The organism is Caldimonas tepidiphila, from assembly GCF_003569765.1.
GTDB classification, from domain to species: domain Bacteria; phylum Pseudomonadota; class Gammaproteobacteria; order Burkholderiales; family Burkholderiaceae_C; genus Caldimonas; species Caldimonas tepidiphila.
The window spans coordinates 79973-101641 of record NZ_QXMG01000014.1; the positions used below are offsets into that span (position 1 = coordinate 79973).

At 72.7% G+C, this 21669-nt stretch carries 21 protein-coding genes and 1 pseudogene; 14 read left to right on the forward strand and 8 right to left on the reverse strand.

The genetic code is table 11. The features are described 5' to 3' along the window. Positions 1 to 16 precede the first annotated feature (16 nt). The 8 genes from D3A59_RS11750 to D3A59_RS11785 all read left to right on the forward strand — a co-directional run bounded on the left by D3A59_RS11750 (position 17) and on the right by D3A59_RS11785 (position 9423). Positions 17 to 844 (forward strand): IclR family transcriptional regulator, encoded by an 828-nt coding sequence (locus tag D3A59_RS11750; protein ID WP_419187249.1) that lies wholly within the window; start codon positions 17 to 19, stop codon positions 842 to 844. Positions 845 to 1189: 345 nt separating this feature from the next. After that, a complete protein-coding gene (locus D3A59_RS11755) occupies positions 1190 to 2875 on the forward strand; it encodes a long-chain fatty acid--CoA ligase (protein WP_119155120.1) in 1686 nt (561 codons plus the stop codon). Between the two features lie 54 nt (positions 2876 to 2929). Beyond that, complete coding sequence (locus D3A59_RS11760) at positions 2930 to 3928, forward strand: tripartite tricarboxylate transporter substrate binding protein (protein ID WP_119155121.1); 999 nt, start codon at positions 2930 to 2932, stop codon at positions 3926 to 3928. A gap of 16 nt (positions 3929 to 3944) precedes the next feature. After that, the gene (locus D3A59_RS11765) at positions 3945 to 4715 is read left to right on the forward strand and encodes a class II aldolase/adducin family protein (RefSeq protein WP_119155122.1); all 771 of its coding nucleotides are present in this window, start codon (positions 3945 to 3947) and stop codon (positions 4713 to 4715) included. Positions 4716 to 4731: 16 nt separating this feature from the next. Next, complete coding sequence (locus tag D3A59_RS11770; protein ID WP_119155123.1) at positions 4732 to 5664, forward strand: 2-hydroxyacid dehydrogenase; 933 nt, start codon at positions 4732 to 4734, stop codon at positions 5662 to 5664. A gap of 29 nt (positions 5665 to 5693) precedes the next feature. Beyond that, on the forward strand, positions 5694 to 7235 hold the full coding sequence (locus D3A59_RS11775) for a class I adenylate-forming enzyme family protein (protein WP_119155124.1): 1542 nt from the start codon (positions 5694 to 5696) through the stop codon (positions 7233 to 7235). Between the two features lie 79 nt (positions 7236 to 7314). Next, positions 7315 to 8307 carry a tripartite tricarboxylate transporter substrate binding protein gene (locus D3A59_RS11780; protein WP_119155125.1) on the forward strand — a complete coding sequence of 331 codons (993 nt, stop codon included), beginning with the start codon at positions 7315 to 7317 and terminating at the stop codon, positions 8305 to 8307. Between the two features lie 123 nt (positions 8308 to 8430). Beyond that, entirely contained in the window at positions 8431 to 9423 is a 993-nt protein-coding gene (locus D3A59_RS11785) for a tripartite tricarboxylate transporter substrate binding protein (RefSeq protein WP_240636033.1), read from the forward strand. Positions 9424 to 9446: 23 nt separating this feature from the next. Here the strand turns inward: D3A59_RS11785 and D3A59_RS11790 are convergent, their stop codons facing one another. Beyond that, the gene (locus D3A59_RS11790) at positions 9447 to 10073 is read right to left on the reverse strand and encodes a hypothetical protein (RefSeq protein ID WP_119155127.1); all 627 of its coding nucleotides are present in this window, start codon (positions 10071 to 10073) and stop codon (positions 9447 to 9449) included. 409 nt (positions 10074 to 10482) lie between these two features. Between D3A59_RS11790 and ribA the strand changes: the two genes are divergently transcribed. The 4 genes from ribA (at position 10483) to D3A59_RS11810 (ending at position 14781) form a co-directional block, all read left to right on the forward strand. Next, positions 10483 to 11142: a GTP cyclohydrolase II gene (gene ribA, locus D3A59_RS11795; protein ID WP_473206068.1), complete on the forward strand. Its 660-nt coding sequence runs from the start codon at positions 10483 to 10485 to the stop codon at positions 11140 to 11142. A 114-nt stretch (positions 11143 to 11256) separates the two neighbouring features. After that, complete coding sequence (locus tag D3A59_RS11800) at positions 11257 to 11910, forward strand: PEP-CTERM sorting domain-containing protein (protein ID WP_157991503.1); 654 nt, start codon at positions 11257 to 11259, stop codon at positions 11908 to 11910. Positions 11911 to 12211: 301 nt separating this feature from the next. Next, positions 12212 to 13315, forward strand: a complete 1104-nt coding sequence (locus D3A59_RS11805) for a hypothetical protein (protein ID WP_119155130.1) — start codon at positions 12212 to 12214, stop codon at positions 13313 to 13315. 26 nt (positions 13316 to 13341) lie between these two features. Then, a complete protein-coding gene (locus tag D3A59_RS11810; RefSeq protein WP_119155131.1) occupies positions 13342 to 14781 on the forward strand; it encodes a galactose oxidase-like domain-containing protein in 1440 nt (479 codons plus the stop codon). A 63-nt stretch (positions 14782 to 14844) separates the two neighbouring features. Here the strand turns inward: D3A59_RS11810 and D3A59_RS11815 are convergent, their stop codons facing one another. After that, a complete protein-coding gene (locus tag D3A59_RS11815; RefSeq protein WP_157991504.1) occupies positions 14845 to 15228 on the reverse strand; it encodes a hypothetical protein in 384 nt (127 codons plus the stop codon). A 157-nt stretch (positions 15229 to 15385) separates the two neighbouring features. Here D3A59_RS11815 and D3A59_RS11820 point away from each other — a divergent pair, with 157 nt between their 5' ends. Next, complete coding sequence (locus D3A59_RS11820) at positions 15386 to 15562, forward strand: DUF3606 domain-containing protein (protein WP_119155133.1); 177 nt, start codon at positions 15386 to 15388, stop codon at positions 15560 to 15562. Positions 15563 to 15595: 33 nt separating this feature from the next. Here the strand turns inward: D3A59_RS11820 and arsC are convergent, their stop codons facing one another. The 3 genes from arsC to D3A59_RS11835 form a co-directional block, all read right to left on the reverse strand. Continuing rightward, the gene (gene arsC, locus D3A59_RS25975; RefSeq protein WP_119155134.1) at positions 15596 to 16036 is read right to left on the reverse strand and encodes an arsenate reductase (glutaredoxin); all 441 of its coding nucleotides are present in this window, start codon (positions 16034 to 16036) and stop codon (positions 15596 to 15598) included. Between the two features lie 111 nt (positions 16037 to 16147). Further along, complete coding sequence (locus D3A59_RS25980; RefSeq protein WP_119155135.1) at positions 16148 to 16774, reverse strand: DsbA family oxidoreductase; 627 nt, start codon at positions 16772 to 16774, stop codon at positions 16148 to 16150. Positions 16775 to 16865: 91 nt separating this feature from the next. Then, complete coding sequence (locus D3A59_RS11835; protein ID WP_119155136.1) at positions 16866 to 17330, reverse strand: DUF4149 domain-containing protein; 465 nt, start codon at positions 17328 to 17330, stop codon at positions 16866 to 16868. Positions 17331 to 17538: 208 nt separating this feature from the next. Between D3A59_RS11835 and D3A59_RS11840 the strand changes: the two genes are divergently transcribed. Continuing rightward, a complete protein-coding gene (locus tag D3A59_RS11840) occupies positions 17539 to 18618 on the forward strand; it encodes a DnaJ C-terminal domain-containing protein (protein WP_170162338.1) in 1080 nt (359 codons plus the stop codon). A gap of 45 nt (positions 18619 to 18663) precedes the next feature. Here D3A59_RS11840 and D3A59_RS11845 read toward each other — a convergent pair whose 3' ends face one another. The 3 genes and pseudogenes from D3A59_RS11845 to D3A59_RS11855 form a co-directional block, all read right to left on the reverse strand. Beyond that, the gene (locus D3A59_RS11845) at positions 18664 to 20343 is read right to left on the reverse strand and encodes a rhamnogalacturonan acetylesterase (protein WP_119155138.1); all 1680 of its coding nucleotides are present in this window, start codon (positions 20341 to 20343) and stop codon (positions 18664 to 18666) included. Between the two features lie 210 nt (positions 20344 to 20553). Next, positions 20554 to 20820 (reverse strand): hypothetical protein, encoded by a 267-nt coding sequence (locus D3A59_RS11850; protein ID WP_119155139.1) that lies wholly within the window; start codon positions 20818 to 20820, stop codon positions 20554 to 20556. Positions 20821 to 20917: 97 nt separating this feature from the next. Then, positions 20918 to 21583 (reverse strand): annotated as a pseudogene (locus tag D3A59_RS11855) (alpha/beta fold hydrolase); the annotation flags it as partial. Positions 21584 to 21669: the final 86 nt, after the last annotated feature.

Genomic DNA, 21669 nt, shown 5'->3' on the forward strand with positions numbered 1-21669 from the left:
AGAGGAACGCGACAATATGGAAATGAGCACGCAGAACCAGAAGCCGGCCGCCAGGAACGCCGCCCCCAAACCCGGCGCGATCAAGGAAGACCGCCATTTCGTCACCGCCCTCGCCCGCGGGCTGGAGGTGCTCGCCTGCTTCCGCTCGGGCGAGAAGACGCTCGGCAACCAGGAGATCGCGCAGCGCTGCAAGCTGCCGAAGTCCACCGTCTCGCGCCTGACCTACACGCTGACCAAGCTCGGCTACCTGATCCAGCTCGAGGACAGCGGCAAGTACCGGCTCGGCACCGCGACGCTGTCGCTCGGCAGCGCGATGCTCGCCAAGCTCGACGTGCGCCAGATCGCGCGCCCGCTGATGCAGGAGCTCGCCGACGCGACGCGCACCATGGTCTCGCTCGGCACGCGCGACCGGCTGTCGATGATCTACGTCGAGAACTGTCGCAGCGCCTCGGCGCTGACACTGGCGCTCGACGTCGGCTCGCGCATCCCGGTGGCGCTGACCGCGATGGGCCGCTCCTGGCTCGCGGTCATCTCGGAGCGCGAGCGGCAGGACTTCATGGAGCGCGTCGAGGAGCTCGACGAGCTGGCCTGGCCAGAGATCCGCCAGGCGATCGACCGCTCGCTGGAGGACTACCGCAACCTCGGCGTGACCTGCTCCTTCGGCGACTGGCAGAAGGACGTCAACGCGATCGCTCGCGCCTTCCACCCCGGCGGCGGCCTGCCGCCGATGGCGATCAACTGCGGCGGCCCGTCCTACACCGTGTCGCGCGAGCACCTGATCAACGAGGTGCGCCCGCGCCTGATCGAGACGGTGCACCGCCTCGAGGCCGCGCTGATGCGCTGAGGCCCCCGGCGGCGGCCCGCGCCGCCGCTCCCCCGCTCTCTCCTCCCCCCCCGGCCGGCCTGCGCACGCGGCCGGCGCCGCCCTGCGCGCCTCCCTGCGCGCCTCCCCCAGCTCCTCTCCCCGCCCGTTCCCGCGCGTGTCATCGCCCCCGCCCGCGCCCTTGTCCAGCGCATGCCCACCTGCGGGAAGTGCCCTGTTTACAAGCCGGAAGGCCCTCGCTAGGATGCATCGGATTCGAAATTTGCTTCCGCACCGCAGAACTTCGAACCGCACCCCGGCCCGCTTCGCGGCGTGCCGCCCGCGTCGCCGAGACGCCCGCTGGTTCCACACCGGATTGCCGTACCGATGTCCGACCGTCATCTCGCGCACTGGCCGCCCGCGCTGCCGCACCACCTGACGCTGCCGCAGACGCACCTCTTCCACAACGTCGAGGTCTCCGCCGCGCGCTTCCCGAACAAGCCCTTCATCGTCTTCTACGACTCGCCGACGAGCTTCGCCGAGTTCCGGGACGGCGCCGAGCGCATCGCCGGCTTCCTGCAGCGCGAATGCGGCGTGAAGCGCGGCGACCGCGTGCTGCTCTACATGCAGAACAGCCCGCAGTGGGCGATGGCCTTCTACGGCATCCTGCGCGCCGATGCGGTGGTGGTGCCGGTCAACCCGATGAACCGCCGCGACGAGCTGCGCCACTACGTCGAGGACAGCGGTGCGCAGGTGGCCTTCCTTCCGCAAGACCTGTATGTTGAAGCAGAGCCGCTGCTGACCGGGGGCGACGCGGACGCGGCGCAGCCCGGCCTGCGGCATGTCGTCGTGGCCTGCTACGCCGACGCGCTGACGCGCGAGACCGACCTTGCGGTGCCGGACTTCGTGCGCGCGCTGCGCCAGCCGATCGCCGGCCCGGGCGTGACGCTGTGGAGCGAGATGCTGGCGCGCGACCTGCGGCCGGGGGCGTACGAGGCCGGTCCCGAGGACCTGTGCGTGATGCCCTACACCTCGGGCACCACCGGCGCGCCCAAGGGCTGCATGCACACGCACCGCAGCGTGATGAGCACCCTGGTCGGCGGCGTGAGCTGGTTCTCGCGCACGCAGGACGCGGTCTACCTGTCAGCGCTGCCCTTCTTCCACGTCACCGGCCTGTCCGGCAGCCTCAACGGCCCGCTCTACGCGGGCGCCACCATCGTCGTGCTGCCGCGCTGGGACCGCGAGGCCGCGGCGCGCTGCATCGAGCGCTACCGCGTGTCGATCTGGCAGTCGATCTCGACGATGGTGATCGACTTCCTGTCCTACCCGGGCCTTGCCGGGCACGACCTCTCGAGCCTGAAGGCGCTGCGCGGCGGCGGCGCGGCGATGCCCGAGGCGGTGGCGCACAAGCTGCGCGAGCTCACCGGGCTGGACTTCGTCGAGGGCTACGGCATGTCCGAGACGATGGCCGCCACGCACATCAACCCACCGCACCGCCCCAAGCCCCAGTGCCTCGGCATCCCGGTGTTCGACGTCGACGCGCGGCTGATCGACCCCGCGACGCTCGCGCCCGTGCCCGACGGCGAGGTCGGCGAGATCGTCGTGCACGGCCCGCAGGTCATGCAGGGCTACTGGCGCCAGCCCGAGGCGACGCGCGAGGCCTTCGTCGAGATCGACGGCAAGCGCTTCCTGCGCACGGGCGACCTCGCGCGCATCGACGAGGAGGGCTACTTCTTCATGGTCGACCGGCTCAAGCGCATGATCAACGCCTCGGGCTTCAAGGTCTGGCCGGCCGAGGTCGAGGCGCTGATGTACCGCCACCCGGCGGTGCAGGAGGCCTGCGTGATCGCCGCACCCGACGCGCGCCGCGGCGAGACCGTCAAGGCACTGGTCGTCCTGAAGCCCGGGCAGTCCGTCGGCGAGCAGGAGCTGATCGACTGGGCCCACGAGCACATGGCCGCCTACAAGGCGCCGCGGCTGATCGAGTTCGTCCCCTCGCTGCCCCGCTCCGGCACCGGCAAGGTGCAGTGGCGCGAGCTGCAGCAGCGCGAGGCCGAGCGCGCCGCCCGCTGAAGGCGCGCGCCACATTCCCCCCACCGACACAGACCCCCCAGAGGAGACAGACAGATGGACCGCAAGCCCCACACCAAGCTCTCGCTGTCGCGCCGTGCGCTGCTGCTGGCCGCCGCGGCCGGCGCGATCGCCGCGCCCTTCGGCACCGCGCAGGCCCAGGCCTACCCGAGCAAGCCGATCACGCTGATCGTGCCCTGGCCGGCCGGCGGCTCGACCGACCGACACCTGCGCACGCTCGCCGAGATCGCCTCCAAGCACCTCGGCCAGAACATCATCGTGCAGAACCAGCCCGGCGCCGGCGGCACGCTCGGCCCCTCGTCGATGGCGATGACCGCCAAGCCCGACGGCTACACGATCGCCCAGTTCCCGATGGGCATGCTGCGCGTGCCGCACATGCAGAAGACGAACTGGCACCCGATCAACGACTTCACCTTCATCATGGGCGTGTCGGGCTACACCTTCGGCTTCACAGTCAAGTCGGACTCGCCCTTCAAGTCCTTCAACGACTACATCGAGGCCGCGCGCAAGAACCCCGGCCAGATCAACTACGGCTCCACCGGCAACGGCACCTCGCCGCACCTGCTGATGGAGGAGCTCGCCGGCAACGCCAAGGTGAAGCTCAACCACATCCCCTTCAAGGGCAACGCCGACCTGCAGCAGGCGCTGCTCGGCGGCCACGTGATGGCGCAGAGCGACGCCAGCGGCTGGGACAAGTTCGTCGACAACGGCCAGATGCGCCTGCTGCTGACCTTCGGCGAGCAGCGCACCAAGCGCTGGCCCGAGGTGCCCACCGCCAAGGAGCTGGGCTACGGCGTGGTCTCCACCTCGCCCTACGGCCTGGTCGGCCCGAAGGGCATGGACCCGGCGGTCGTGAAGACGCTGCACGACGCGTTCAAGAAGGCGATGGAAGACCCGAAGCACGTCGAGGTGCTGGAACAGCTGAACCAGCAGGCCTGGTACCGCACCGGCGACGAGTACCGCAAGTGGGCGATGGAGACCTTCGAGAAGGACCGCGGCCTGATCGAGCGCCTGGGCCTCGCCACCCCGAAGTGAGGAGGAGCACGCGCGCATGAACCGACTCCCCGAGATCCCCTCGCTGCGCGGCCGCGTCTCGCCCGAGGAATGGCAGATGCGGGTCGACCTGGCCGCGTGCTACCGGCTGGTGGCGCTGTTCGGCTGGGACGACCTCGTCTACACGCACATCTCGGCGCGCGTGCCGGGCGAGCCCGATCACTTCCTGATCAACCCCTACGGGCTGTTCTTCGAGGAGATCACCGCGTCGAGCCTCGTGAAGGTCGACCACGAGGGCCGCCCGCTGCTCGACACGCCCTTCCCCGTCAACCCAGCCGGCTTCGTGATCCACAGCGCGGTGCACGAGGCGCGGCCCGAGGTGAACTGCGTGCTGCACACCCACACGCTGCACGGCACCGCGGTGTCGGCGCAGCAGGAGGGGCTGCTGCCACTGTCGCAGCAGTCCACCTTCGCGCTGACGAGCCTCGCCTACCACGAGTACGAGGGGCTGGCGCTGCGCGAGGCCGAGAAGGCGCGGCTGGTGGCGGATCTCGGGCGCGCGCGGCACATGATCCTGCGCAACCACGGGCTGCTGACCTGCGGGCGCAGCGTCGCCGAGGCCTTCCAGGCGATGTACATGCTCGAGGCCGCCTGCCGCGTGCAGATCCTCGCGCAGGCCGGCGGCAGCGGGCTGCGGCGCGTGCCGCAGGAGATCATCGACGGCATGCCCGAGCAGATGCGCGAGGTCACGCGCGGCCAGGGCTCGAACCTCGTCTGGCCGGGGCTGCTGCGCCGGCTTGACCGCCGCAGCCCGGGCTACGACGCCTGAACACACGAGGAGATCCATGGCCATCCTCGTGCTGTCCCATCCGCTGCCGTCCGAACCCTTCGCCGACGCGCTGCGCCGCGCCGCGCCCGACATGCCGGTCTGGACCGAGCAGCAGCCGCCGCCCTCGCCCGACGCGGTCGAGGCGGTGCTCGCGTGGCGTATGAAGCCGGGCGTGCTGCCTGCCTACCCGAATCTGCGCGTGCTGTGCTCGACCGGTGCCGGCGTCGACAAGCTGCTCGCCGCGCCGGACCTGCCGCCCGGGCTGCCCATCACGCGCGTGGTGGACCCGCAGCAGGGCGTGCAGATCGCGCAGTACGTGGTGGCCTGCGCGCTGCACTTCACGCGCGACCTCCCGCTCTACGCCGCGCAGCAGGCGCGCGCCGAGTGGCGCCGCCACCCGGTGCGTCCGTCCGAACGCTGCCGCGTCGGCGTGCTCGGCCTCGGCGCCGTCGGGCAGGCGATCGCGCGCGCCTTCCTGCCGCTCGGCTACCCGGTCGCCGGCTGGAGCCGCCGCCCGCAGGACGTGAGCGGCGTGCGCGGCTTCGCCGGCCCGGAGGGGCTGCCGCTGCTGCTCGCGCAGAGCGACATCCTGGTCTGCGCGCTGCCGCTGACCGACGCGACCCGCGGCCTGCTGAACCGCGCGACCCTCTCGCAGCTGCCGCAGGGCGCCTGCGTGATCAACGTCGGCCGCGGCGAGCAGCTCGTCGAAGCCGACCTGCGCGCGCTGCTCGACGAGGGCCACCTCGGCGGCGCCGCGCTCGACGTGTTCGAGCGCGAGCCGCCCAAGCCCGACAACTGGGTCTGGACGCATCCGAAGGTGCTCGCCACGCCGCACATCGCCGCGCAGGCGGCCGACGACGTGGTTGCGCGGCAGTGCATCGAGGCATTGCACGCGGTGCGCGCCGGACGCCGACCGCAACACGCGGTGGACCGCGCCGCCGGCTACTGAGCCGGGCCCCCTGCCCCGAAACGATCCCGATGACGACCACCGACCCGCTCCTCGACGCCCCCTTCGCCACCGTCTCCGACCTGATCGGCCGCCATGCCGCGACGCGCGCGCAGCATGCGGCGCTGATCGGCGGCGACGAGCGGCTCGACTACGCCGCGCTCGACGCGCTGATGGACCGCATCGCCGCCTCGCTGCAGCGCGACGGCCTGCGCGAGGGCGACACGATCGCGATCTGCGCGCAGATGTCGCCGCGCTATGCGGCCCTCTTTCTCGGCGCGCTGCGCGCGGGCGTGGTGGTCGCGCCGATCGCGCCCTCGGTCACCGCCGCCAGCTTCGCGTCGATGGTGGCCGACGCGGACGCGCGGCTGCTGTTCGTCGATGCGCTCGCGAGCGGGCTGCTGCAAGGCGGCGACGGGCGCTGCGTCGCGCTCGACGCGAGCGCGCCCGGCCGCGCCTTCGACGACTGGCTCGCACCCGCGGGCAGCCGGCCGCGGCCCGTGGAGGTGCAGCCCGGCGACCCGTTCAACATCATCTATTCGTCCGGCACCACCGGCATGCCGAAGGGCATCGTGCAGCCGCACGGCATGCGCTGGATGCACGTGCAGCGCGGCCGCGCCTACGGCTACGGCCCCGACGCGGTCACGCTGCTGGCGACGCCGCTGTACTCGAACACCACGCTGGTGGCCTTCTTCCCGACCATCGCGCTCGGCGGCACCGTGGTGCTGATGCCGAAGTTCGACGCCGCCGGCTACCTCGCGCTCGCCGAGCGCCACCGCGCCACGCACACGATGCTCGTGCCGGTGCAGTACCAGCGGCTGATGGCGCTGCCGGAGTTCGACCGGCACGACCTGTCGAGCTTCCGCGCCAAGTTCTGCACCAGCGCGCCCTTCTCGGCCGAGCTGAAGGCCGAGGTGCTGCGGCGCTGGCCCGGCGGCCTGGTCGAGTTCTACGGCATGACCGAGGGCGGCGGCACCTGCATCCTCGTCGCGCACGAGCACCCGGACAAGCTGCACACGGTCGGCCGCCCGTCCGCCGGCCACGACATCCGCCTGATCGACGAGCAGGGCCGCGAGGTCGGCCCGGGCGAGGCCGGCGAGGTGGTCGGCCACTCGCCCGGCATGATGAGCGGCTACCACCGCCAGCCGGAGATGACGCGCGAGGCCGAGTGGTACGACCCGTCCGGAAAACGCTTCATCCGCACCGGCGACATCGGCCGCTTCGACGCCGACGGCTTCCTGACGCTGTTCGACCGGCGCAAGGACATGATCATCAGCGGCGGCTTCAACATCTACCCGAGCGACCTCGAGGCGGTGCTGCGCACGCACGAGGAGGTGGCCGAGGCGGCCGTGGTCGGCGTGCCGTCGACCCAGTGGGGCGAGACGCCGGTGGCCTTCGTCGTGCTGCGCGAGGGCGCCGCCATCGCCGAGGACGAGCTGCTGCGCTGGACCAACGAGCGCGTCGGCAAGACGCAGCGCCTGGCCGCGCTGCACCGCCTCGACGAGCTGCCGCGCAGCGCGATCGGCAAGGTGCTCAAGCGCGAGCTGCGCGAGGCCCACGGCCCGATGCGCTGAGCGCGGACCAGGATCCCCCCACCGGGAGCGCGAGGCCTGACGCCCCGCGCGCCCGCCCCACCCCCCAGGAGGAGACACCATGACGCAACTCGACCGCCGCCAATTCAGCCTCGGCCTGCTCGCCGCCGGCGCCAGCCTCGCCGCGCCCGGCGTGCTCGCGCAGTCGCAGGCCGCCTGGCCCTCGAAGCCGGTGCGCATCGTCGTGCCCTACCCGCCCGGCGGCTTCACCGACGTCACCGCGCGGCTCGTCGCGCAGAAGCTCCAGGAGCGGCTCGGCCAGACGGTCACGGTCGACAACAAGCCCGGCGCCAACAGCCTGATCGGCGTCGACAACGTCGCCAAGTCGCCCCCCGACGGGCACACCTTCGGCGTCGTGATCGCCGCCTACGCGGCCAACACCACGCTCTACCAGGGCAAGCTGCCCTACGACCCGCGCAAGGACCTCGTGCCGGTGTCGCTGATCGGCGTCTCGCCGCTGGTGGCGGCGGTGCCGAACGAGGCGCCGTTCAAGACCGCGCGCGAGCTGATCGAGTACGCGCGCCGCAACCCGGACAAGATCAGCTACGCCTCCAGCGGCAACGGCTCGGCGGTGCACCTGAGCACCGAGCTGCTGAAGTCGATGACCGGCACCCAGATGGTCCACATCCCCTACAAAGGCGCCGCGCCCGCGCTGACCGACCTGATGGGCGGGCAGGTGCAGCTCTTCCTCGACGCCGCCTCGGGGCTGATCAACCCCGGCAAGCAGGGCAAGGTGCGGCTGATCGGCGTCGCGAGCGAGCAGCGCCTGCCCGCGCTGCCCGAGGTGCCGACCTTCATCGAGCAGGGCGTGACGGGCTTCACCGGCAGCACCTGGGCCGGCATGCTCGCGCCGGCCGGCACGCCGAAAGAGGTGGTGCAGCGCATGTCCGAGGAGGTGGCTCGCATCGTGCGCCTCGACGACGTGAAGTCACGCCTGGAGGCGATGGGCACCATCCCGGTGGGCAGCACGCCCGAGGCCTTCGAGCGCTTCATCGCCGAGGAGACCGGGAAGTGGGGCAAGGTGATCCGCGACGCGAAGGTCAGCGTCGACTGAGGTCGCACCCCGCGCCCGCGGGGTCCTGCGCCGCCCGGGGCCGCAAACGGGCAGCCGCCCGTTGACAGCGCCGGCCGCCCCGGGCGAAGGTGGGGGCCCGAACCGCCGCCACCAGGAGTGCCCGTGCCGCAGTACACCCGCCGCCAGTTCAGCCTCGGGCTGCTCGCCGCCGGACTCGGCGCCTCGCTCCCGCAGGGCGCGGCGGCCCGCCCCGACTGGCCGAGCAAGGCGGTGCGCCTGATCGTGCCGCAGCCGCCCGGCGGCTTCAGCGACCTGATCGCACGGCTGCTGGCGCAGGAGTTCCGCGAGCAGCTCGGCCAGCCCCTCGTCGTGGAGAACAAGCCCGGCGCCAACGGCATCGTCGGCGTCGGGCAGCTCGCGAAGTCGCGGCCGGACGACCACAGCTTCGGCCTCGTGTTTCCCGCCTTCGCCGCGCAGGCCGGCTCGCAGCAGCGCCTGCCCTACGACCCGCAGCTCGACCTGGAGCCGGTGTCGCTCGTCGGCCTGTCGCCGCTGGTCGCCGCAGTGCACCGCAACGCCCCCTTCGCGACGGTGGCCGAGATGGTCGAGCACGCGCGCCGCAACCCGGGCCGCATCAACTTCGGCTCCGCCGGCAGCGGCTCGGCCTCGCACCTGGGGGCCGAGCTGCTGCAGGCGCTCACCGGCATCTCGATGGTCCACATCCCCTACCGCGGCGCGGTGCCCGCGCTCGTCGACGTGGCCGGCGGGCAGATCCATCTCTGCTTCGAGGCCGCCGCCGGCCTGCTCGCCACCGGGCTGCGCCACCAGGTGCGGCTGATCGGCGTCGCGAGCGAGCGGCGCCTGCCCGCGCTGCCCGAGGTGCCGACCTTCGGCGAGCAGGGCCTGCCCGGCTTCACCGCCAGCAGCTGGGCCGGCATGCTCGCGCCGGCCGACACCTCGGTCTCGGTGGTCCACCGCATGTCCGCGACCGTCGCGCACGTCCTGCGCCGCGACACGGTGCGGGCCCGGCTGCAGGCGCTGGGCACCCTGTCGATCGGCAGCACGCCGCACGAGTTCGAGCGCTTCATGGCCGACGAGGCGGCCAAATGGGGCGAAGTGCTCCGCCACGCGCGGCCCGACGCCCCCAATCCCTGAGCCCGGCCCGCCGCCCCTGCGCTTCAGAACATCGACATCGGGCCGCCGCCGCGCCGTGGGGGCGGCTCGCGGCCGCAGACCTCGTCGATCGCCGCCTTCGTGCGCACCGCGTCGCTCGCCGCCCGCACCGGGTCGCGGTCCAGGATCGGTCGCGGATAGGTGCCCGAGACGATGCCTTCGTAGCTGAGCTCGACCGCGCCGGCCTCCGGCGGCAGCAGCGCCAGCGCCGCCGAGAGTGCCTCGTCGACGCTGTCGAGCCGCTCCTCGCGGCAGACGAACTCGTCGAGGTAGTGGGTGCAGTAGACGAACACCGAGGGGCTGCACTGCCGGATCACGACCCGGGCCACCGGCAGCGGCAGCGGCGCCAGTGCCGGCGGCGAGGCATCGCCCCCGTCGGCAGCGGGGAAGCGCGCCATCAGGTCCATCGCCAGCTTGTGCAGCGCGAAGATCACGGCGCCCTCGCCGTCCTCGCCGCGGCCGCACTCCTCCATGTGCGCCTCGATCGGCGCGAGGCGCGGGCTCGACAGGAAGGCGAGGCGGGCGGCGGTCGACATGCCCGCAGGCAGCAGGTAGCGGCGCAGCCTGCCGCTCGAGGTCTCGATCTCCAGAACGGAGGCTCCATCGGGAGCACTGCGCAGTTTCTTCGGCATCGAACGGGCTCCTCGGGGCGGGGGTTGATGCGGGGGGCGGCAAGGCCTGTACCCGTCCGCGCCCCGGCTGCCAACTCGTCACGAATGAAATCTCTGCTGTCATCTCCCTGCAGGAAACGCGCAGTACAGGCGCGGCTGCAGGCATCCGGCTGCATGCCTCGGCGGGCAATCGGCGGCAGATCCTGCAGGCGCGGGCATGCAATTCCGACACGCGAGGCGCAGCATTTCAATGCCCTCCCGCTGCCTGCGGGCACGGACCGGCGTGCGCGATTCCCCGCCCCTGCGCGGGTTCGTGAGGACCTTTTGCTGCACGCGAGCCGCACAGGCCCGACAATGGCCACCCGCGCGCGGACGCGGCATGCTCCCGAGCCTGCCGCGCCCCGTCCTGCCCCTGTCCTTCTTGGAGTCCCTGTTGAACGCGCCGACTGCAGCCCCGTCCCCCCTGAAGCGCGCCGCGGCTGCGCGGCTGCCCACCCGCTTCGGCGAGTTCACGATGCTGGCCTACAAGGCCGGTGACGACAGCGAGGAGCATGTCGCGGTCGTGAAGGGCGACGTGGCCGACCGCGACGTGCTGCTGCGCATCCATTCCGAGTGCCTGACCGGCGACATCTTCGGCTCGCTGCGCTGCGACTGCGGCGAGCAGCTCGCGCTGGCGCTGCAGCGCATCGCCGAGGAGGGCGCGGGCGTCGTCATCTACATGCGCGGCCACGAGGGGCGCGGCATCGGCATCACGCAGAAGCTGCGCGCCTACGCGCTGCAGGACCAGGGCCTCGACACCGTCGACGCCAACCTCGCGCTCGGCCTGCCGGTCGACTCGCGCCGCTTCGACGCGGCCGCGGCGATCCTGCGCGACCTGGGCGTGCGCTCGGTGCGCCTGATGAGCAACAACCCGATGAAGATGCTCGCGCTGCAGCAGCAGGGCATCGCCGTCTCGCAGCGCGAGGTGCACGAGGTGGCGCCGACCGCCGACAGCGGCGCCTACCTCAATACCAAGCGTGACCGGCTCGGCCACTGGCTGGGCGGCGGCGCGCCGAAGAGCGCCGAGACCGAGACGCTCGACGCCGCCTGACGCGCCCCGCCCCCCGACATCGGGGGGAGCGGGCCGCCCCCTGCCCCGAACACTGCATCGCGCGGGTCCCGATCGACCCGCGCCAGGCCGCACGATGTCGCAGGGAGGCCCGCGATGGACATTTCCTCAGTTGCACGCGCCGCCGTCGCGGCGGGCTTCGCCCTCCTCGGCGCGGCGGCAGTCGCGGTCCCGGTGACCTCGTTGCCGTCCCCGATGCCGATCGGGATGCCGGTGCTGCGTGCGCCGCAGACGCGCGGTCCCGTCACCTTCGCCGAGGGCGTCACCTGGAGCGCGACCTCGCTCGCGTCGAGTTTCGGCGACACGCGGCGCCAGAACCTCGGCGAGAACGGCGACTGGAGCGGCGCCGCCGGCCCCTATGCGGCGCTCGGTGCCGCGGAGGGCACGATGACGGTGGCCTTCGACACGCCGGTGCGCGGCGTCGGCGCGCTGCTGAACTATGCGCCGCCGGCCGGCCTCTTCACGCTGGCGATCTACGATGCCGAGCGCCGCCTGCTGGACTCGCGCACGCTCGGCTTCTCCAGTCCCTGCACTCCCGTTCCCGGCTGCTCGCCCTCCGACACCGAGAACGCGGGTGAATTCCATGGCTTCGTGCACGATTCGGCCGACATCAGCTATTTCACGATGTCCGACGCCTATGTCGTGATACGCGGATTGCAGGTAACCGCAGTGCCGGAACCGCAAGAATATGTATTGATGCTGACCGGCCTCGCCTTCTTGGCATTTTCAATTCGTCGCATCCGGCGCTGAACAGTTTCATACCGTTCCGGCCCCTTCCCCCGGGAGCGCCCCTTCTTCACCGCCTTTTTGCCGCTCTCCGTTCAATATTGTCGAACGAGAAAAATATTCAATCCCGGCTCGATAAAAACCATTGTCCCGAAGGCGGAATCCGCCCCGTCGTTCAGGGGGATATATTCCACTCGACGCCGGTTGCTTGAGCCCGCCCCCGGAATCAAGGGGGGCCCTTTCGAATATCCCCCGGCCTTTTCCACGAGGCCGTATCCGTTCCATCGTTGCAAGGGTGCCGTACACGATGTCCTGTCCAAGCCTCATGCAATGCCTGCGCCGTGGCGCGGCGGCCCTGGCGCTCGCCGCACTCGCCGTGCCGCCGCTGGGCGCGCAGCCCGCGGGCGGCAGCCGCTACAGCGTGACCGAGTACGCCCGCATCGAGGACCCGGGCGACAGCCCGGTCGTGCGGCGCATCAACGGTCGAGACGAGATCGCCGCCGGCATCAGCCGCGGCAAGGGCCGCAACGCGGCGCCGCGCGCACTGATCCTCACCGCCGGCGGCGCGATCGAGCTGCCCGCGCTGCAGGGCCGCGACTTCAGCGCCTCCTACGGCCTCAACGACGACGGCGAGGTCGCGGGCGCCTTCAACGGCGATGTCGCGATCCGGCCCTTCCGCTCGATGCGCCGCGCCGGCTTCGTCGCGCTGCCGGTGCTGCCCGGCCACACCGGCGGCATCGCCTACGGCATCAACGCCCGCGGCGACTCGGTCGGCTACTCCAGCGGCGCCGAGGGCGTGCGCGCGGTCTGGTGGACGCGCAACGGCGAGATCCAGCTGCTGCCCTCGCCGCCGGGGACGGACAGCCGCGCCTTCGCCGTCAACAACCGCGGCGACGTGGTCGGCAGCGTCGGCGAGCAGCCCGCGCGCGCGGTGATTTGGCCCGCCAAGGCCCAGGCGGTCGAGCTCGGCACGCTGCCGGGCTTCGCCGGCAGCGAGGCGCTCGCCACGAACAACCGCGGCGACGTGGTCGGCAACGCGCTCGGCGCCGACGGCGCGCCCAACCGCAGCCGCGCAGTGCTGTGGGAGGCCGGCCGGGGCGGGCTGCAGGACCTCGGCGCGCTGCCGGGCGACACCGACAGCCGCGCGCACGACATCAACGCGCGCGGCGACGTGGTGGGCAGCTCGCGCGGCCCGGCCGGCGACCGCGCCTTCCTGTGGACCCCGCGCGGCGGCATGGCCGACCTCAACGCGCTGGTCTCCCTGCCGGGCGCGGTGCTGGTGGAGGCGCTGGGCATCAACGACCGGGGTTCGATCGTCGCGATCGCGCAGGAAACCGAAGAGCATGCGCCGGGCGCCGGTCACGACGGGGGCGACCACGGCGACCACGAGTTGCCGCGCCGCGTCGTCGTGCTCAGGCCTCAGCGCTGACAAGCGAGCAAGGGAGAAGAGAGCCCATGACGACGCCCGATTCCATCGCCCGCCGCCGCCTCTGCGGCGCCGCGCTCGCGGCCCCGCTCGGCGCGCTGCTGCCGCACGCCGCCTCCGCCGCCGTGACCACGCCCTCGATCGGGGGGCGCTGGCAGAACGGCCCGAACCTGCCCTACTTCCCGGTGCACATGCACGTGCTGCCCGACGCCAACGTGATGATGTGGCCGGGCGACGGCGGCGTGAACGGCGACGACCCGCGGGTCTGGAACCCGGCCACCGGCGTGCTGTCGGCGCGCAACCGCGCAGGCTTCGACCTGTTCTGCAGCGGCCACAACTTCCTGCCCGACGGACGGCTCTTCGTCACCGGCGGCCACATCAGCAACAACGTCGGGCTCGCCGAGGCGGCGATCTACGACCCGGCCGGCAACGCCTGGACGCGGCTGCCGCGCATGAACCTCGGCCGCTGGTACCCGACCACCACGCTGCTGGCCAGCGGCGACGTGCTCGTCGTCTCCGGCAGCGTGGACACGAGCACCGGCGCCAACCCGGTGCCCCAGGTCTGGAAGTCCGCGCTCGGGCGCTGGCAGAGCCTCAACAGCGCGCAGCTCAAGCTGCCGCTCTACCCCTACATGTTCCTCGCGCCGAACGGCCGCGTCTTCAACGCCGGCCCGGGCGTCACCACCCGCTACCTCGACTGCGGCGGCTGGGGCACCTGGAGCGTGGTCGGCAACCGCAGCTTCGGCGGCGGGCGCGGCTACGGCGGCGCGGTGATGTACGCGCCGGGCCGCATCCTCGCCGTCGGCGGGGGCGACCCGCCCACCGCCACCGCCGAGGTGATCGACCTCAACGCCGCGAGCCCCGCCTGGCGCGCGGTGGGCTCAATGCAGTGGCCGCGCCGCCACATGAGCACCACGGTGCTGCCCGACGGACGGGTGCTCGCCACCGGCGGCACGCGGGGCACCGGCTTCAACAACCGCGACCCCGCGCTCGCGGTGCGCACGGCCGAGCTGTGGGACCCGGCCACCGGCCGCTGGAGCGAGATGGCCACCGCCTACACGCCGCGCTGGTACCACTCGATCGCACTGCTGCTGCCCGACGCGCGGGTGTTCGTGACCGGGGGCAACGGCTACACGCAGTCGGAGATCTACTCGCCGCCCTACCTCTTCACCGGCACGCCGCGCCCGACCATCGCGTCGGCGCCGGCGAGCGTCGGCAAGGGCGTCGAGCTCTTCGTCGGCACGCCCGACGCGGCGGTCGTGAACGCGGTGAGCTGGGTGCGGCTGCCCTCGGTCACGCACACCAACGACATGAACCAGTCCTTCTTCCGCTCGACGCAGATCACGCGCGCCGACGGCGGCATCCGCACCGTGTCGCCGCGGCACACCAGCGTGCCCTCGGGCCACTACATGCTGTTCCTGCTGCGCGACGGCGTGCCCTCGGTGGCGAGGATCGTGCGGCTCGGCTAGGCGGGGCTCGACGCGCCCGGGATGCCGGGCAGCCTGCCGTGCGGCCGCCGCCCGTCCCCACCTTCAGGACTGCGGGACGAACTGCACGATCTCGCCGTTGTCCCGCTTCATGTAGAGCTCGGAGCCCTTGACGCGGACGTCGTGACACGTTTCGCCGATCCTGCGGCCCTTGTTGCAGAGCCGGCCGTCCTCCACCTTCCACTCGCCGCTGTCGTTGAAGCCGCGGCTCGTGTTGATGAAGAAATAGCCGTTGGACTTGTATTCCAGGCGCCAGCTCGCGCCGTCGGCCAGCTTCACGTTGAACACCTTGCCGCCGAGCCGTTCGCGGAGCTCGGCAGCCGCCGGCGGCGCCGAATCCTCGGGAAAGCCTGCAGGGGCGCTCGTCTGGGCCGCCGCCGCCGTGCAGGCGACGGCCAGGGCGGCGAGAAGCAGGGGGCTCTTCGACATCGGCATCCTCCGGTGATCGGTGATTCTTCTTCGGGCAGCAGGGATCGCGGCCCGAGCCTCGGGGCATGCCGGCCGCCTTCGCAGGTTTCTTGCCGGCACCCCGGAAGCCGCGTACCGTCATCGAGGCCGGCAACACGGCATCCAACGAGGAGACGCCATGGTAGACGAGACCAAGCCTTTCGAACCGCTCGACCGGGGCCGGGTCGACCTGACCGACCCGAACGAGATCGAGTACTGGTGCAGGGAGTTCGACTGCACCGAGCCCGAGTTGCGCGCCGCGATCGACAAGGTCGGCTGGCACACCAGCGCCGTGCGCGAGGAACTCTGCAAGTGAGGCACGCGGGGCAGGCGCGCCCGGTGCGGGACCTCAGTCCCTGCCGACGCGCCGCCCCTCGGCGTCCACCACCGGCTCGCCGTCCTCCTTCGCGAACGCGCCCTGCTGCGGGCGCGGCAGGATGTCGAGCACCGTCTCCGAGGGACGGCACAGCCGCGTGCCGAGCGGCGACACGACGAGCGGGCGCTCGATCAGGATCGGGTGCGCGAGCATGAAGTCGAGCAGCTCCGCGTCGCTCCACTTCGGGTCCTCGAGGCCCAGCTCCTCGTAGAGACTGCCCTTGCGGCGCAGCACGCCGCGCACCGGCAGGCCCGCCGCGGCGATCAGCGCGGCCAGCGTCCCGCGGTCCGGCGGCGTCTTCAGGTACTCGACCACCTCCGGCTCGATGCCGGCATTGCGGATCAGCGCCAGCGTGTTGCGCGAGGTGCCGCAGGCGGGGTTGTGGTAGATCGTGACGCGGTCTTCGGTGGACATGTCCCGGCTCCTGGATGTTCGTTCAAAGCGCGCGATTGTCCCTCGCGGCGGCGACGCGCCGCCAGATGCCGGGCCGGGCCAAGCCGGGCCGGGACGCGGCCCGCCCCGGCCTCAACCCGCGGGCCGGGCCGACTCCGCCGACCCGCCCGCCGCATGGCGCAGCGCCCGCAGCAGCATCTCCCTGGGCTGCACGCCCGCGAACTGCTGGCCTTCGATCACGAAGGTCGGGACCGCCGTCACGCCCATCTCGCGGGCCTGCCCCAGCGCGCGCTGGTGCGCGTCGCGGTAGCGGCGCTCGGCGAGCGCCTGCCGGAAGGCGTCCGCGTCCAGGCCGATCTCGCCCGCGAGTTGCGCCAGCACCTCGATGTCGCCGATGTCCCGGTCCTCCTGGAAGAAGGCCCGCAGCACGCGGTCGTTGTAGGCGTGGCCGCGGCCGTGCTCGCGCGCGAACTGGTAGCCCTCCCAGGCGAGCCCCGTGTGCGGCTGCGGCGACACGCTCGGCAGCCGGATCTCCACGCCGTGGCGCGCGGCCAGCGGGTAGACCGAGCGCGGCCAGACGGTCTGCAGGTACTCGTCCTCCGGCCGCAGCGTCGGCGTCGGGTAGGGGCGCAGCTCGAAGGGCATCCACTCGATCTCCACGTCCAGCCCGGACTCGCGCACCGCCTCCAGCAGCGGCTGCTCCGCGATCATGCAGAAGGGGCAGACGAAGTCCGACCAGACCTTGATCCCGATGCTCATGGCATTCCTTTCATGCGGGGGCGCGAGGCGGCCGCGCCCCCTCGAAGGATCGAGGCAAGCGGCCTGCCACGCGCGGCGGCCGCGGCACGGCTCACAGCGCGTCGCCGACCAGCGCCACCACGAAGACGAGCGTGCCGAGCCCGAGGTTCAGCGCGACGAGGCGGCGGATCGAGTCCAGCGCGCCGGCCGCCGCCGGCCATTCGCGCGCCGCGACCGCGCGGCGCAGCCGCGGGTAGGAGGCGAAGCGGATGTGGCCGAAGATCGCCGCCATCACGAGGCCGAGCCCGAGCATCGCGTGCACGTTCCAGTGCACGCGGCCCATGCCGCCGGCCAGCACGATCATCGCCGCGCCGCTGGCGAGCAGCAGCACGATGGCCGCCGCGACCCCGGCGAAGAAGCGCGACAGCGCGCCCGCCATCAGGCTCAGGCGCTGGGGCGGCTCGAGCGCCGCGACCGCGGCGGGTCGCACCGCGAAGTGCATGACGGCCATGCCGCCCACCCAGAAGGCGGCGGCGAGCACGTGGAGGCAGAGCAGGACGGTGTAGAGCAGCGGCATGGGGGGCACCGTGAAAGGGGGCGGCCAGTGTCGCACTCCTGCCGGCATCGCGTCGCCCGGTGCCTCGTCCGGCAACCCGGCGGCGGCCGGCCGGGACGGCCCGCAGCCCCGCCCGGGCATCGCCTGTCGGCTAGGATGCGCCGCGGCCCCGCCGCCCCGATCCGGGGGCGTGCGCCGGGAGCCGCCGCAACGGGCCCGCAAGCAGCACATGGAACTGGACATCGACGACGCCTATGCCGAACTGGGCCTGACGCCGCGGGCGACCGAAGCCGAGGTCAAGGCCGCGTGGCGCCGCCTCGCCGCGCGCTGGCACCCGGACCGCAACGGCAGCCCGGACGCGGTGCAGCGGATGCAGCGCCTCAACCGCGCGCTCGAAGAGATCCGCCGCGCGCGGCTGGAGGCCGACGAGCAAGCCGCGGCCGCGGAGGCCGCGCAAGCCGCGGCGCAGCAGGCCCCCGAGACGGAGGACGAGGACCCCGAGGACGACGAGGCGCAGGTCCCGCCCCGCACGCTGCACCTGGACGTGCCGCTGACGCTGGAGGAGGCCGCGTTCGGCGGCATCCACGAGCTGCAGGGCGAGGTGACCGAGGACTGCCCCGATTGCGAGGCCGCGGGCTTCACGATGCAGTCGGGCGGCTGCCCCGAGTGCGAGGGCAGCGGCCGGGTGCAGCGGCCGGCCTGGTTCGGCTGGCTCGCATCGGTGGCCGAATGCGAGGCCTGCGGCGGCCGCGGCATCGGGCGCCGGCCGTGCGGGAGCTGCGGCGGCAGCGGCAAGGCGCCGGCGCGCGAGTACCACTACCGCGTGCGCATCCCGGCCGGCGTGCGCGACGGCGACCTGCTGCACGTCGAGGGCCGCGACGGCGAGGCGCTGGAGCTGCGCATCGAGCTGCTGCCGCACGAGTTCTTCGAGCTCGACGCCGACGGCACGGTGCGCTGCGAGATCCCGGTGGACGGCTTCGCCTGGGCCGCCAACCGCTGGGCCGAGGTGCCGACGCCGGGCGGGCTGCGCCAGATGCGGCTCGACCGCAGCCACCTCGTCTACCGCCTCAAGGGCCAGGGCTTCCCGAGCGGGCGCGGCGGCCCGCGCGGCGACTGCATCGTGAAGGTCGAGCCGCTGTTCCCGGAGCAGCTCGACGAGGCCCAGGAGGCGCTGATCGAGCAGCTCGTCGCGAGCAACTCGGGCGACCCGGACACCGCGCCCGGCGCGCGCTTCCTGGCCTGGGACGAGGTGCTGCGCGTCTGGCAGAAGGGCCTGCCCGGGCGCCCGCGGCGCGACGGCGGCGCCTGAGCGCCCCCGGCGCCGCGCGCCGGCCGCGCCCGGGCGCCCGCCCGCTCACTTCAGCAGCGCGATCAGCCCGGCCAGGCGCGCCGGCTGCGCCTTGATCTCCGCGACGATCAGCTCCGCCACGGCCTCCGCGCCGCGCTCCTGGAAGTGCGTGCGGTCGCCGTTCAGGAAGTGCCCGGAGACCGGGCCGCCGGTGGCGGTGAGCTTGCCGTAGAAGGGATAGCGCGCGGTGTCGGCGACCGCCAGGTAGTAGTCGCGCCAGCCCGCCTGCCCCGGCGTGCCGCCGCTGCCGGTGCCGATCGAGTTGAAGAAGGCGATGCTCTTCGCGTCGAGGTCGACCGCGGCCACCTCGTTCGCCGCGGCGGTGTCGAGCACGGTCTGGCTGTAGTTGCCGGTCGCGGCCCAGGTCTCGCCGGCCTTGGCCTCGGTGACGTGGGTGCTCGAGGCGATCGGGAACCTGCCCTCGACATGGCTCGTGACCGAGCGGTCCTGCACGATGCGCGTGACTGGCGTGATCAGCACCGGCGTCGCGCCCTTCGCGCGCGCCAGCGCAACGTAGCGCTCCAGCGAGCCCTGGAAGCTCATCTGGTCCTCGGTGGTGCCGGGCGGCAGCTTGGCGAGCGTGAAGCCCGAGGGCTTCCTGCCGCTCGCGTCGTTCGGGTAGGTACAGCGGTTGGGCACGTCCAGGCCCGAGCCCTGGTTGCATTTCTCGTCGTTGTGCCCGAACTGGACCAGCACGTAGTCGCCGGGCTTCAGGTGCTCCTCGAGGACCCGCATCCAGCCCTCGTTGATGAAGCTGCGCGAGCTGCGGCCCGACTGCGCGAGGTTGACGACCTTGGCGCCGGAGCCGTCCTTCAGGCGCCGCTCGAGCACCTGGCCCCAGCCCATGCGCGGCGCCACGTCGAGCCCGTAGCTGCTCGCGGTCGAGTCGCCGACGACGAAGATGCGCCGCGCCGCCGCCGACCAGGACGGGAGCGCCGGATCGAGCTTCACGTTCGCGGCCGAGATCTCCTGCATGTTGCGGTCGAAGAGCTGCGTCGCGCCGAGCTCGCTGCTGCTGCTGTTGCCGAAGCCTTCGCGGCCGTGAACCACCATCGCGAGCACCGCGCCGACGCCCTGGCGATCGGCCTTCATCGGCGTCGTCACGGGGTCGAACTGCGCCGCCTGCGCCACGCCCTGCGACTGCAGCGCGTCGAGCACCAGCGCGCGCAGCTCAGCCGTGCGGCCCGCGACGGTCTGCGCCGTCACGCCTGCGGTGTTGCAGCGGTTGACCAGCTGCACCGAGCCCTTGAGCTTCAGGTCCGTCGCCGCCACGTCGGAGGCGATTTTGTCGGTGAGCGGGTTGACGTTCGCGACGTTCCTGGCGCCCGCGCCGAGCGCCGGCAGCAGCGCCGCGTAGACCTGCGTGTCGCCCATCGGCTGCGGCACGCCGTTGACCTCGGCGAAGGGCGCGGTGCGCGCGAAGACCAGCAGCGGCGCCTGCAGCCTGCTCACGTCGAGCTCGAAGGAGCCGTCGGCCGCGGTGCGGCCCGAGACCGAGGCGCCGGCCGCGTCGCAGACCCGGATCTCGGCGCCGGCGAGCGGCGCGCTGCCCGCGGCCACCCCGGCGATGTGCGTGCGCGCGGCCTCGGCCGCGCGGTCGTCCGTGCCGCCGCCGCAGGCGGAGAGCAGGGAGCCGAGGACGGCGCAGGCGCAGGCCGTCAGAGCAGACTTGTGTGCGGATCGCATGGGAGACTTCCTCGCTGTTCGAATCATCGGTTTCGTTCGTTCAGCGTGGCGTCAGTCCACACCCCGGCACGGCGGGCCTAAGGACCTGTCGTCAGGCGGCGATTCTGCAGAATCGAAACGCCGTTTCAAATCGGGTTTGCACCAATGGGATCCCTCGCCGAGGCACCGTCCGGTGCCGCGGGGTGCGCCGCCCGGCGTCGCGGCGAAGGATCAGTGACCCGGCAGCAGCGGGCTGGAGGAGACCAGCTCGGCGCCGGGGAGGTGCCGTCGCACGGTCCTCAGCGCCTCCATCAGGGCCACCGAGGCGTCGCCCGCGGCCTGCCTGAACTCGATCACGACGTGGTCGGGCCCCGCGGGGCAGTCGTCGATCAGCCGGGCCCCGGCGCCCTCCAGCGTCTTCGCGAGCGCCGCGCGCTCGGGCGCATCGCCGGGGAGCCGGTACGTGAGCTGGAAGCGGTAGGTCGAGAAGCGATCCATGACACAGGCCTCCGGTCGGTCGGTCGGTCGGTCATCCCGATTCTGGAGCCGCCGCGGTACCCGCGTTCGCGGTGTGGCACCCGCGCCGGGGCCGGCCTCAGGACGCGGTCGCGGCGATCTCGGCGAGCAAGCGCGCGAGTTCGTCCGGCGCGGTGACGTGCGGGCTGTGGCTCGCGTCGATCTCGAAGGAGCGCCAGCCGGGCGCCCCGCGCACGCGGTCCGCGAACTGGCGGAAGAAGTCGCCGCGCGCGGCGCGCCGGCAGTAGACGTAGCTGCGCGGCAGCTGCGGCTCCGGGCCGTCGAGCCTCAGCGGCTGCTCGAAGGTGCCGATCGGCTGCGGCAGGCGCCGCGGCCCGATCCAGGCCGCGTCCTCGGCGCTGGTGTCGGGCGGCAGCGGGTTCGGCGGGATGCGCCACCCCTCGCCCGAGCTGCGCGCCGCCTCCCGCATGCGCTCGCGCACGTCCTCGGGATGCAGGTCGAAGGCGCTCTGGCCGGGGCGCGGCAGCATCGCGTCGAGGTAGACGAGCTGCGCCAGCCGGCCCGGCGCCCGCTGCGCGACGCCGGTCGCGACCATGCCGCCGTAGCTGTGGCCGACGAGGATCACGTCCCGCAGGTCCTCGAACTCGAGCACGCCGAGGATGTCGGCGATGTGCGTCTCCAGGTCGACCGCGGGCGACGCGAGGTGCGCACGCTCGCCGAGGCCGGTGCAGGTCGGCGCGACGAGCCGGTGCCCGGCGGCCTGCAGCCGCGGATGCATCTTCTTCCACGCCCAGCCGGCCGATCAAGCGCCATGACAGACAAGGAAGGTGGCCATGCGGCCAGTATCGCCGCGCCGGCCGGCCCGCGCCG

Bases quoted from the DNA above. Each gene is read 5' to 3' on its own strand.
- D3A59_RS11790 (WP_119155127.1), bottom strand. From the start codon at position 10,073: ATGCCGAAGAAACTGCGCAGTGCTCCCGATGGAGCCTCCGTTCTGGAG.
- D3A59_RS11765 (WP_119155122.1), top strand. From the start codon at position 3,945: ATGAACCGACTCCCCGAGATCCCCTCGCTGCGCGGCCGCGTCTCGCCC.
- D3A59_RS11815 (WP_157991504.1), bottom strand. From the start codon at position 15,228: ATGTCGAAGAGCCCCCTGCTTCTCGCCGCCCTGGCCGTCGCCTGCACG.
- D3A59_RS11775 (WP_119155124.1), top strand. From the start codon at position 5,694: ATGACGACCACCGACCCGCTCCTCGACGCCCCCTTCGCCACCGTCTCC.
- arsC (WP_119155134.1), bottom strand. From the start codon at position 16,036: ATGTCCACCGAAGACCGCGTCACGATCTACCACAACCCCGCCTGCGGC.
- D3A59_RS11805 (WP_119155130.1), top strand. From the start codon at position 12,212: ATGCAATGCCTGCGCCGTGGCGCGGCGGCCCTGGCGCTCGCCGCACTC.
- D3A59_RS11760 (WP_119155121.1), top strand. From the start codon at position 2,930: ATGGACCGCAAGCCCCACACCAAGCTCTCGCTGTCGCGCCGTGCGCTG.
- D3A59_RS11845 (WP_119155138.1), bottom strand. From the start codon at position 20,343: ATGCGATCCGCACACAAGTCTGCTCTGACGGCCTGCGCCTGCGCCGTC.
- D3A59_RS11810 (WP_119155131.1), top strand. From the start codon at position 13,342: ATGACGACGCCCGATTCCATCGCCCGCCGCCGCCTCTGCGGCGCCGCG.
- D3A59_RS11800 (WP_157991503.1), top strand. From the start codon at position 11,257: ATGGACATTTCCTCAGTTGCACGCGCCGCCGTCGCGGCGGGCTTCGCC.
- D3A59_RS11820 (WP_119155133.1), top strand. From the start codon at position 15,386: ATGGTAGACGAGACCAAGCCTTTCGAACCGCTCGACCGGGGCCGGGTC.
- D3A59_RS11755 (WP_119155120.1), top strand. From the start codon at position 1,190: ATGTCCGACCGTCATCTCGCGCACTGGCCGCCCGCGCTGCCGCACCAC.
- D3A59_RS25980 (WP_119155135.1), bottom strand. From the start codon at position 16,774: ATGAGCATCGGGATCAAGGTCTGGTCGGACTTCGTCTGCCCCTTCTGC.
- D3A59_RS11840 (WP_170162338.1), top strand. From the start codon at position 17,539: ATGGAACTGGACATCGACGACGCCTATGCCGAACTGGGCCTGACGCCG.
- D3A59_RS11750 (WP_419187249.1), top strand. From the start codon at position 17: ATGGAAATGAGCACGCAGAACCAGAAGCCGGCCGCCAGGAACGCCGCC.
- D3A59_RS11770 (WP_119155123.1), top strand. From the start codon at position 4,732: ATGGCCATCCTCGTGCTGTCCCATCCGCTGCCGTCCGAACCCTTCGCC.
- D3A59_RS11835 (WP_119155136.1), bottom strand. From the start codon at position 17,330: ATGCCGCTGCTCTACACCGTCCTGCTCTGCCTCCACGTGCTCGCCGCC.
- D3A59_RS11780 (WP_119155125.1), top strand. From the start codon at position 7,315: ATGACGCAACTCGACCGCCGCCAATTCAGCCTCGGCCTGCTCGCCGCC.
- D3A59_RS11850 (WP_119155139.1), bottom strand. From the start codon at position 20,820: ATGGATCGCTTCTCGACCTACCGCTTCCAGCTCACGTACCGGCTCCCC.